Origin of the sequence: Myxococcus vastator, assembly GCF_010894475.1 — a bacterium.
GTDB lineage: Bacteria > Myxococcota > Myxococcia > Myxococcales > Myxococcaceae > Myxococcus > Myxococcus vastator.
The window spans coordinates 1-10618 of record NZ_JAAIYB010000300.1 but is presented as its reverse complement, the minus strand read 5'-3'; the positions used below and the strand labels follow the sequence as shown (position 1 = coordinate 10618).

Genomic DNA, 10618 nt, shown 5'->3' with positions numbered 1-10618 from the left:
GATGAGGTGGGCAGGGGGCCGTTGGAGGCCTTACGGCCGGCCGGTGGGTAGGCGCCGACTCGACGCGACCGTGACAGTGATGTAGGGTGTTTGGCGCCGTGATGACTTCCAATACCCAGGAACTCCGGGCTCGGCTCGACCAGCTCCAAGCCAGTCTTTCCACCCGCGAGAGCACGACGCGCTTCGCCCGAGCGGGGGTGGCCACCGTCATTGCCCTCCTGGTGGGTGGGGCGTCGGGCAAGCTCTTCTACGATTCTCTTCGCACGCCGCTGCTGGCGTGGGCGGCGGCCCTGGTGGCCGTGTCGCTGCTCGTCTACGCCTTCATCAGCTACCGCACGGGCCGGAAGGTCCTGGTGGACGAGCTGAAGCAATACGAGTCGATGCTGGCCCTGCGCAGCGAGCTGCGGCTGGACGACCCCTCGGCGCTGCTGCCCCGGTGAGCGCCGCACGGAAGAAGGCCGCCGCGCGCCGTCCAGGGCGTTTCATCGTCCTGGAGGGGCTGGATGGGGCTGGCACCACGACCCAGGTGGAGCGGCTCGCTGCGGCCCTGCGCGCGGAGGGGCACTCGGTGTTGACGACGCGGGAGCCGTCCGACGGCCCCGTGGGGACGCTGATTCGCCAGGCGCTCACGGGTCGGTTGGGACTGCCCGGTGGGGCGGGCCCGCTGGCGCCGGAGACGCTGGCGTTGCTGTTCGCCGCGGACCGGACGGACCACCTCACGGCCCGGGTGCTGCCGGCGCTGGCGGCGGGCCAACTCGTCCTGTGTGACCGGTATGTCCTGTCGTCGCTGGCCTACCAGGGCGCGTCGCTGCCCATGGAGTGGGTGGAGGCGGTGAATGCCTGCGCGGTGTCCCCGGACCTGACGCTGTTCGTCGGCGTGGCGCCGGAGGTGGCGGCCCGGCGGCGCAAGGCGCGCGGCGGGGCGGCGGAGCTGTTCGAGGCGGACGAGGCGCAGCGGCGGATTGCGAAGCAGTACGTGGCCGCCATCCGCCGCCGGGAGCCGCACGAGCGCATCGTCCACATCGACGGCGAGCAGGGCATCGAGGCCGTGACGACCGCGTCGCTGGTGGAGATTCGCAAGCTGCTGAAGCGTAAGCGCTGAACTGGCTGGGAAGTGGCCTGCCTGCAACTGGCGGTAGCTCGGGCTGCTCCAAGCTGGCCGGGCAGGCATGGCGTCCGTCGATTGGACAAGGCGATGGCGCGACGTTTTCCAACTCCGAGGTGCTCCGGGCTGCACGTGGCGAGCAGCGCCTCCCTGCTTCATGCGCTAATTGCCCAGATGCACGGGCCGAGGTTAGCCCCTCGATCGCCGCAGGAAGGGAGAGTTGGCGCGGCCTGGGACAGGGTCCGTCGACCTGATGAGGCAGGGGCCCCATTTCTGTTTGGCCCTCGCCTGCTCCGCTTCCCGGAGTCCTTGAGAGTTAGAACGGGCTGATGGGGGAGGCCCGACCGACCCTCAAGATCACGCAGTACCCTTATCGATTCCGCCCCTGCCTCGTCAGCACTGGAGCTAGACAGCGACGGGCGAGTCTTCCTCACCGCCATGGCGCAGAGATCGAATTTTGGGTAGGTGCACGCACGTATGACGCAGCGAAGGAATATTGGGTAGGCACAGCCAAAACGCGGTAGGAGTCGTAGCCGTGGCGAGCGCCCGTCGCCTTCCGTCTAACGTGTCCCTGAGATCGGGGACGCCAACCCTTTGCTTCAGCGCCGGAGCCTACCCATGAGCCTCGACGCCCTGAACGCCATCTGCCCGTACTACACGATGTATCCGCTCGACTTCCCGCTGAGAGTGCTCAAGGAGCACGGCAAGCGCGGGCAGTGGGTCATCGACCCGTTTTGCGGGCGCGGCACCACAAACTTTGCGGCGCGCCTACTCAAGATGCCGTCGGTTGGCATCGACAGTAGCCCCGTGGCGGCTGCACTCGCGCAGGCCAAGCTCGCATCAGCGGACCCTGGTCGGATCATCGCGAGTGCGCGTTTCCTCCTCAGGACGACGAAGGTACCGACGGACGTGCCCCAAGGGGACTTCTGGAAGCTCGCCTACCACGAAAAAACTCTCGTCCAACTCTGCCAACTGCGGCACGCACTGCTCACGGACTGCTCATCGCCGACACGTATCTTGCTGCGAGCGATCATCCTTGGTGCTCTCCACGGCCCACGACCGAAGGGAACGCCGTCGTACTTCTCGAATCAGTCGCCGAGGACGTTCGCGCCGAAGCCCAACTACGCGGTGAAGTTCTGGACCGAGAGAGAGATGTACCCGGACGACGTTGACGTCGTGGCCATCATCAAGGCGAGGGCCGAACGCTACCTCGCCGAGCCGCCGCCGAGTGTCGAGGGCATGGTGCAGCTAGCGGACAGCCGAGAGGCTGACACCTTCAACGACGTTCCCAAGGCATGCTTCGTGGTGACGTCGCCGCCGTACTACGGCATGCGCACGTACCTTCCGGACCAGTGGCTGCGGCTCTGGTTCCTTGGGGGCCCCGACTATGTCGAGTACCGTCAACCGCAGGGACAACTCGAACACACAGGGGCCGACCACTTTGCCAGTGAGATGGGCCGCGTCTGGAAGAATGTCGCCTCGCGAACGGCAAAGAACGCACGCCTCATCATCCGATACGGCGGAATCCACGACCGCGAGGCCGATCCGATGGACGTGTTGAAGGCGTCGCTAGTCGACTCGGGCTGGAGGATGGTGACGGCAAAGGCCGTGCCCGATTCGGACAGTGGTCGACGGCAGGTGCTCCAGTTCCATGCAGTCCCGAAGAAGGGCATCACCGAATATGACGTCTACTGTCGCCGAGCGTGACGAGGAGCGATTCAGTGACGATGGGAAAACAGAAGCGACCGGCGACAGGTGCTAAGAATCAAACGGCGAGGGCAAGCCACCTTCTCAAGGGCGAAAAGGTCTCGTTCGACGACGATTCGACAAAAGCTAAGGCTACAGACGAGGAGCTGAACAGCCGCTACGCCAAGGGCGAGATCCGCATTGTCACAGAGCAGGCTCGATACCCGCTCGCCGGCATTCTTACCATGCTGCAAGAGTCCATTGAGGGCGAAGGCGGCAAGAAGGAGCTCCGCTACAAACTCGACCCCGAGTACCAGCGTCGACATCGGTGGAACGTCGTGCGGAAGTCGCGACTCATCGAGTCCTTCCTGATGAACGTGCCAGTGCCGCCGGTCTTCCTATATGAGCGCGACCTCGCTCGATTCGAGGTGATGGACGGACGTCAGCGCCTGACCGCGCTCAGCGACTTCTACGCTGATAAGTTCGAACTCACGGGGCTGCAGTACTGGTCCGATCTCGACGGTCGTAAATACTCGCAACTCCCGTCGAAGGTGCGCGACGGCATCGACCGCCGCTACATCTCGTCAATTATCCTCCTCAAGGAGACAGCGGCTAGCGAGGAGCATGCCGCGATGCTGAAGAAAATGGTCTTCGAGCGCCTCAACTCGGGTGGCGTGAAGCTTGGCAGTCAAGAGACGCGCAACGCGGTGTATAACGGCCCGCTCAACAAGCTTTGCCTTGAGCTGTCGGAGAATGAGAAGTTTCGACGCATGTGGGGCATCCCGCTCGAGCCCGTGACCGAGGAGAAGGAAGAAGACGAGGAAACGGAGGACACAGTTGATGCGTCGACGCGGGCGGGCACGCGAATGTTTGAGAAGATGGAGGACGTCGAGCTCGTACTCCGCTTTTTCGCCTACCGACAGCTCGACGAGTTCAAGGCGGGGCTGAACAAGATCTCCGAGTTCCTTGACCGCTTCATTGTCAGGGGCAACCGGTTCCCCGATTCTCTCCTCGCGGAGTACCGCTCAATGTTCGAGGCGACCGTCGGCTTCTTCTGGGATGTTTTGGAGGGAGAAGCCTTCGCTGTGATCGGATCCTCGAAGCGACCGACCAAAATCGTCTACGACCCGCTCATGTACGTAGCGAATAGCCCTGACGTGGTCCCACACCGCGCGAAGCTCGTAGCAAAAAAGGCCGTGCTTCGGGCTGAACTCAAGGCCATGTACGTGAAGAACGAAGCACTCTTCTCGGGGCGCCGCACAAACTTCGCCGACACCCAAGCGCGCAACCGCTGCGTGAACGAGGCCTTCGCTGCCGCGATCGCCAAGACCAAGAAGTCCTGATCGCGACGGAGCCTGCCTGTGCGTTCCACGTTGGATGAACTCACGAAGGAGATGGAGGAACTGAGGGCACTCGTAGCGTCGATCGCCCCCGTCAATTTGGCACTATCCGGCCACCAAGATTCGCTTGTGCGGCGGTACGTTTCGATTCGCCGCCGGTTCGACTACGCCGCATATGCCGTTGCCCTATACGCGTCGTTCGAGAAGTTTATCGAGAATCTCGTGACGGCCTACGTGCAGCTCGAATCCCGGCGCGTCCAGTACGCCGAGTTGCCGAAAAAGCTCGTCAAGAAACACCTCGCGCGGACCGCCGAGATTTTGTCACGCGGGCGCATCGGCGAAGGCCGCTACGCTGGTCTGAGCGAGTTGGGCATCGTCAAAAACTTGTTCGACTGCTTGAACGGCGCGAACCCATACGCGCTAAACGAGGTCGCCGTCGTTGCACACGACCAGAATCTTCGCGCGGGCGAGATCGACAGGGTATTTGCAGCGGTCGGCATTGAGGCGGTCTGTGACAGCGTTCGTTGGGCTGACTATCTCCTCGATTGGTACTGTAATGCGCAGCAGCTTGATGCTCGGCCGCAGGACGGTGTTCCCAGTGCGACCGTCGAGGAGTGGCTCAAGGACATCGTTGAGCGTCGAAACCAAGTCGCCCATCGTGGTGGCAACCCAGACGACCTACTCGGTGCCGATAAGATGCGTGACGCGATTCAGTTCATCGAGGCGTTTTCGAGGTCCGTCTTCGCGATGACGGTCGGGCGGTATCTGCGGGACCACTATGCAGTGCCTGGAAAGGGCATCCAGCTCGTGCAGCGACAAGGCGATGGTCCGCACAAGAAAGGTACGGTCGTGGTGATCGAGAAACCAGCGCAGCGACTCTTCGTTGGCCAGCCGGTGTTCGTGCTTATTGATGGGAGAGGCGCACGCTGGGGGCGTATTCAGAGCATGAAGGTCGCCGACGCCGACGTGCAGGCTATCGAGCCGGGCGATGCAGCGGCGAACGGCATCGGTGTGGCGCTCGATTTCAAGTGCCCGAAGGGCGCCCCTCTCGTTGCCCTCGCCGACGAGGATGACGTCGTGTGGGGTCGACCGGATGAAACAGTCGCGCCCTCTGCTTAATCGTTGTCACGGATCTTCGGAATTACAGGGCCACGAACCACGTCGTGTAGTGTTGCGGCGCGCGTTTGTTGATGACTGGGTGAGCCACGCAATCGGGGCAAGCACAGCCGCCATCCGCCGCCGGGAGCCGCACGAGCGCATCGTCCACATCGACGGCGAGCAGGGCATCGAGGCCGTGACGACCGCGTCGCTGGTGGAGATTCGCAAGCTGCTGAAGCGCAAGTGACGGCGCGCGAACCTCCGGAGGCCTGGCAGGCCGTCCTGCCTCAGGTCCACGTGAAGTTCGGCCCGTCGCTGGCGACCGCTGGCATGGCTCTCCCCATGTCGAGCCCCGGCGCCAGGTGGTGGAAGAGCGGGAGCAGGGCATAGGGGGCGCCGCCGTAGTGCCCTCCGATCGTCATGATATGGTTGAGGTTGTAGGCCGCCGCCGCCTCGATGGTCGTGGGGTCGACAGCGTATCCCGGGTTGTAGTGGCCGAGCAGGTCCGTCAGTGCCCCTTGCGCGACGTGGGGTGAGTCGACGAAGGCGGCGATCTCCCCGTCGTACTGCATGCTGCGGAAGGACCAGTTGGCGGTGCCACACACCAGCCAGCGGTCATCGAAGACGGCGACCTTGGAGTGCACATAGACGTTGCCCGCGCCAGCCGGGTTGAAGCAGGAGTAGAAGTGGAGATCCCCCTCCACCGTGGTGACTTTGTGAAGGGGCACCGTCGTGATGGGGTCGGCCAGGGTCGGCTGGAACTGGATGCAATCGTTTTCGAGCCACCGGTTCCTCAGTCCGGGTGTCGGGCTGTTGGTGTCGAAGCTGTCCACGACGTTCCAGGTGGCACACGTCGTGCGGTCGATTTGTCGAGCAGTGCCCGCGTCATCGAGATAGCTGACCATCCGGCAGTAGGGCGTCCCATCGGGCCTCCGGAAGCGCAGCACCATGTGCAGCCAGGCCCGGCGGGTCATGTACGCCATGGTGCCGCCCTGCATGGGCACGACGATGACAACCCTCAGCTCGTGACCCGCGAGTCTCCGCGCCTCATGGCGTCGGTAGACGGCCTGGAGCAGGTCGGGGTCCGCGAAGTGGTAGTTCTCGAAGTAGAGGTAGTCGTCCGCCGCGTTGATCCGCTCGATGACCGCGTCTCGGATGTGGCGGTAGCGGGTCGACCCCACGGAGCGCGTGAGCGCGATGCTCACGCTGCGGTTGTCAGGGTGGCGCGCCTGCCGGGTGGTGTTCTCGTGGATGCTGACGGCCTGCTGCTTCACGGTCGTGCTGGACCAGTAGGCGTAGTTGCGCGCCACGACGTCGCCGCCGCTCCCAAAGGCGTTCCACACCCATTGGGTGGCCACGTCGTGAGTCCGTCTCCAGCGCCGCATCCACTCCGCTTCGACGTCGTCGGTCACCGGGCCGCGGAGGCGCACGGCGGTGTCGTGCCAGGTCTGGCCCCCGTTGTGGTTGTGGGGCGCGAAGTAGTGGTTGGAGAGGTTGAGCCCGCCGACCAGGGCCGTGCGCTGCCCCGCGATGGAGACAATCGCGATTTTCTGATGGTTCGCCGCGCCGACGAGGTCCCCCTCGTAGCGCTCCAGGAACATTCGCGCGCGTCCCACCTCGGGGCCCGTGGCGATGGCGTCGGTGTCGATGCGCCGGATGGCTTCGGCAAAGGACTCGTTTGCCTTCGCGACGCCGTCCGCCATGTCGTTGAACTGCCGCTCATGCTTCGGGGCATGCCAGGCGATGACGTCGACGTCGTGCCCCGCCCGCACGAGCTTCTCGATGTAGGTCAGCAAGCGATGGGGGGGCTGCTCGAAGCAGGTCGCGTCACCCACCGTCACCGAGGGCTCAATCATCCAGAAGGCCAGGCGGACATACGTGTTCGGGTCTGGCGGCGCCTGCCGGACCTGCTCCAGCAGCAACCGGAGCTCATGGAAGTACGCCTCCCCGTCCAGGATGAACACCACCTCGTTGTCGCCCGTCTCGGCGGGCGTGGTCACGTAGGTGAAGGCATTGTTCAAGTTCGTACGATGGGGCTCGTCGGGGTTCTGCACGGAGAGGTCGACCGCGCCCGCTGCGTGTCCCGGGAGCCGGACCTCCAGGTGCTGGGCATCGACAAACGTCACCCCGGTGAGCTCGGTGCCGCCCAGGAAGACCCGCGTGCCCGCGGTGAAGTTCTGCCCGGTGAGCGTGACCCACCGGCCACCGACGGGGCCTCGCGCCGGGGCCACCGAGATGAGCCGCGCCGCGTCCCGGTAGGTGTAGCGCCCGGCACCGGTGACCGGCGCGGCGCCGGGGTTCGTGACAGCGACATCCGAGGCGACCCGCAGCCCTCCCAGGCCTGGAGGTGGGCCGAAAGGGGTCCTCGCGGTGATGGTGGTCGGCGACACCACCTGGACGTGGGTCGCGGGCTGCCCCGCGACCGTCACGGTCGCGCCCTCCTGGAAGTGGTCGCCCGTGAGGGTGATGGGGGTGCCGCCATTGAGCGCGCCCTGGCGGGGCTCGATGGCGTGGATGACCGCGAGCCCTTGATAGACGAAGCCACCGGCGACCCGGTTCACCACCGCGTTGTGGCGCACGGTGATGTCGACCGGCCCGATAGCGGCGCCCACCGGCGTGGTGGCCGCCAGCTCCTGTGCTGAGCGGCGGACGAGCGCCGCGGCGGCGAGCCCTCCAAACTCCACCGTCGTCCCCTCCGCGAAAGGGCCGCCGCGGAGGACCACCACGGTCCCTCCCGCGAGCGGGCCAGCGGCGGGATCGATGGCGGTGACGGGCGAATAGGAGAAGCCGTTCGCGAGGGTGAGCGCGCCCCCGGGGTTGTGCACCTCCAGGTCCACCGCCCCTTCAGCGTGCGCGGGGGTGGTGGCGGCGAGCTCATTGGCCGAGCGCCAGACCACCCCCGTCGCGGCGACTCCTCCCAGGGTGACGGTCGCGGCCGGGTCGAAGCCGCTCCCCCGGATGACCAGGGCCGTTCCTCCCGCGACAGGCCCCCGGTTCGGCTCCACGGCGCTGACGTCCGAGTAGGTGAAGGCGTTGGCGAGCGTGACCCAGGCGCCGCCCGCGTTCTGGACTTCGACATCCACCGTCCCCGCCGCGTGCGCGGGCGCGGTGGCCGTGAGGGTGGTCGCGGAGACCCTGACGACATTCGTGGCCGCGACCCCTCCGATGCGGACGTTCACCTCCTCGGCGAAGTGGTTGCCCGTGAGCGTGACGGCGGTCCCGCCGGCCGTCCCGCCTCGCGGGGGTTGGACCCCAGCGGTCACCGGGGCGCCAATGGACTTGAAGCACCGGGGCAGGGTCACCGCGGCTTCGCCCGGGTTCTGGACGACGACATCATGCTCGCCCGCTGGAAGGGCGGGGGCCGTCGCGGTGAGCGTGTTCGCGTCGCCCCAGACCGTGGGCACGGCGTTGACTCCGCCGATGGTCACGACGGCGCCGTTGGCGAACCGCCGGCCTTGGACCGTCACGACCGTGCCACCGGCCGCCGGCCCCAGCACGGGCGTGATGGCGGTCAGCGCCGCGCCAACGTACGTCAGTCCCCCCGCCAGCGTGCCGACGGGTGCGGCCCCGACGGTGACGACCACGTTCGCGGCCCCGGCGGCATGCGCGGGCGTGCGCGCGGTGATTTGCGTCTCGGACTGAACGACGACGAGGGTCGCGGGTGCTCCGCCGATGGTGACGGTCGCACCCGCGCCGAAGTACTGCCCCTGGAGGGTGATGTCCGTCCCACCTGCCAGCGGCACCTCACGCGGACTGACCCCCGTGGTCGCCGGTCCACTGTAACAAAAGCCATCGCCGCAGCGCCCCCCCGCGGTGCGCGCCGCGCTGGTCCAGACGTCCACATCTACCGCACCCACGGGGTTGGCAGGCGTCTGACAGGTCAGCTCGGTGGCGGAGATGATGTTGACGGCGGCCGCGGCGGCGCCGTTGAAGTCAACCACCATGCCGGCGATGAAGCCCCGACCGGTGACCGTCACCTGGGTGCCGCCCGCGATGGTCCCCGCGTCGGGACTGCACTTGCTCACGACCGGGCAGTATTCGAAGGGGGTGGCCCACGGGGCAGACGTGCCGTCGGGGTTCGTCGCCGTGACGGTGACCTGTCCTGCCCGCTCCCGCTTGGGCGTGCGCACCCTGATCTGGGTGGGCGGCGTGACCCCGATGACGGTGGCGCTGGTGCCCCCAAAGGTGACCGTGACCCCCGCCTGGATGAGCGTTCCCGTGAGGGTGACCTCTTCGCCTCCGTCCACGGAGCAGCGGTCGACATCGAGATGGGTGATGGTGATGGGCACGCTGGTTTCCCCGGGCCATGCGTGCACGGCCCATGCTTGCTACGCCGTGGCTAGGCGAGGTGTTTTTCTTCGATGGCCGCGCGGGTGCTTGCGTCCGGCTCACCGGTCATCTTGAGCCCCTCATCACGCTGGAAGTCCCGAAGCGCGCGGCGAGTCAAGGCGCCCAACTTCCCCTCATCCTTGTCGCAGGGATAGCCCAGGTTGGTCAGCCGCCCCTGCACGCCGGAGAGGGTGTCGAGCGGGTCGAGGTGCGCCGCGCGGAAGACGAACGTCTCCTGTTCGAGCTCCTGGCCCAGGGTGACCCGGACCTCGGTGGTGCTCGCTGACACGGACTCACGCACGAAGCCGTCGCCATCCGTCTTCCCCGTGCGCTCCTCGGTGCCATTCGGGCCGTCAATGGCAATCAGATACGAGGCTCCGCCGCGGGGCCGGTCCTGCCGGTCCAGGAAGCGGATGCGCAGTTCCTCGGCCGCATCCTTGCGGCGGATGCGATAGGCGTTCGAAGGCGCCACGTCCCGCAGCGCGAGCCGGCGTGGAGGGAGGATGATGGTGTCCCCGGGCAGGAGGATGTTCTTGTTCTTCCGCCGGCGCTTGAGGTCGCGGTTGTCTGGCAGGTCCCAGACGGTATCCGCGTGGAGCCCGTGCTGGTGGGCGAGCGTCGAGAGGCACTCGCCTTGCTGGATGACGTGGGGTGTGGGGCCTGATTGCGTCGCGGGGCGCGGCGCCGTCCAACTGGCTTCGCCGCGACAGGCGGCCCGCTCCGCCGACAGCGGCTCAGTGCCGATGAGCTCCCAGCGGTCCTGGTCCAGTTCGAGCAGCCCGAGCTGATACGTCCCCGGCGCGAGGCCCTGGAAGCGCAGCGTCCCCGCCGCGTCGGTCCTGGCGGACAGGGCTTGAGTAGGGCTCTTGCGCAGCTCGATGAGGATGTCGTCGAGCGGCTTCCCCTCCAGGTCGACGACGGTGACCTCCAGGGTCTGCAGCGCCGCCTTCATGCAGGGCAGGATGACGTCGCCCCCGGCGGAGCTGGACGTGGCGGCGGCCTTCGCGGCCTTCAGTTGGGTGAGCTTCGCCGCGCTCGAATCCTGGGGGCTGGGCGGGGG

At 66.5% G+C, this 10618-nt stretch carries 7 protein-coding genes and 1 pseudogene; 6 read left to right on the top strand and 2 right to left on the bottom strand.

Annotation, left to right across the window (positions count from 1 at the left end):
• Positions 1 to 101 precede the first annotated feature (101 nt).
• The 6 genes and pseudogenes from G4D87_RS25435 to G4D87_RS25410 all read left to right on the top strand — a co-directional run.
• Positions 102 to 440, top strand: coding sequence for a hypothetical protein (locus tag G4D87_RS25435; RefSeq protein WP_240358598.1), 339 nt, complete (start codon positions 102 to 104; stop codon positions 438 to 440).
• Positions 437 to 1102 carry a dTMP kinase gene (tmk, locus tag G4D87_RS25430; protein ID WP_163784827.1) on the top strand — a complete coding sequence of 222 codons (666 nt, stop codon included), beginning with the start codon at positions 437 to 439 and terminating at the stop codon, positions 1100 to 1102. Before G4D87_RS25435 ends, tmk begins: the two co-directional genes overlap by 4 nt.
• A gap of 621 nt (positions 1103 to 1723) precedes the next feature.
• Complete coding sequence (locus tag G4D87_RS25425; RefSeq protein WP_163784825.1) at positions 1724 to 2812, top strand: DNA methyltransferase; 1089 nt, start codon at positions 1724 to 1726, stop codon at positions 2810 to 2812.
• Positions 2813 to 2832: 20 nt separating this feature from the next.
• Positions 2833 to 4134 (top strand): DUF262 domain-containing protein, encoded by a 1302-nt coding sequence (locus G4D87_RS25420; protein WP_240358597.1) that lies wholly within the window; start codon positions 2833 to 2835, stop codon positions 4132 to 4134.
• A 30-nt stretch (positions 4135 to 4164) separates the two neighbouring features.
• Positions 4165 to 5250 carry an MAE_28990/MAE_18760 family HEPN-like nuclease gene (locus tag G4D87_RS25415; RefSeq protein ID WP_163784823.1) on the top strand — a complete coding sequence of 362 codons (1086 nt, stop codon included), beginning with the start codon at positions 4165 to 4167 and terminating at the stop codon, positions 5248 to 5250.
• 106 nt (positions 5251 to 5356) lie between these two features.
• Positions 5357 to 5476: pseudogene (locus tag G4D87_RS25410) on the top strand (dTMP kinase); the annotation flags it as partial.
• Positions 5477 to 5516: 40 nt separating this feature from the next.
• Here G4D87_RS25410 and G4D87_RS25405 read toward each other — a convergent pair.
• Positions 5517 to 9518: an IPT/TIG domain-containing protein gene (locus tag G4D87_RS25405; RefSeq protein WP_163784821.1), complete on the bottom strand. Its 4002-nt coding sequence runs from the start codon at positions 9516 to 9518 to the stop codon at positions 5517 to 5519.
• Between the two features lie 50 nt (positions 9519 to 9568).
• A complete protein-coding gene (locus G4D87_RS25400; RefSeq protein WP_163784819.1) occupies positions 9569 to 10510 on the bottom strand; it encodes a peptidoglycan-binding protein in 942 nt (313 codons plus the stop codon).
• Between the last annotated feature and the right edge of the window lie 108 nt (positions 10511 to 10618).

Coding starts and splice junctions, on each gene's coding strand:
- G4D87_RS25425 (WP_163784825.1), top strand. CDS start 1,724: ATGAGCCTCGACGCCCTGAACGCCATCTGCCCGTACTACACGATGTAT.
- G4D87_RS25435 (WP_240358598.1), top strand. CDS start 102: ATGACTTCCAATACCCAGGAACTCCGGGCTCGGCTCGACCAGCTCCAA.
- G4D87_RS25420 (WP_240358597.1), top strand. CDS start 2,833: ATGGGAAAACAGAAGCGACCGGCGACAGGTGCTAAGAATCAAACGGCG.
- G4D87_RS25400 (WP_163784819.1), bottom strand. CDS start 10,510: ATGAAGGCGGCGCTGCAGACCCTGGAGGTCACCGTCGTCGACCTGGAG.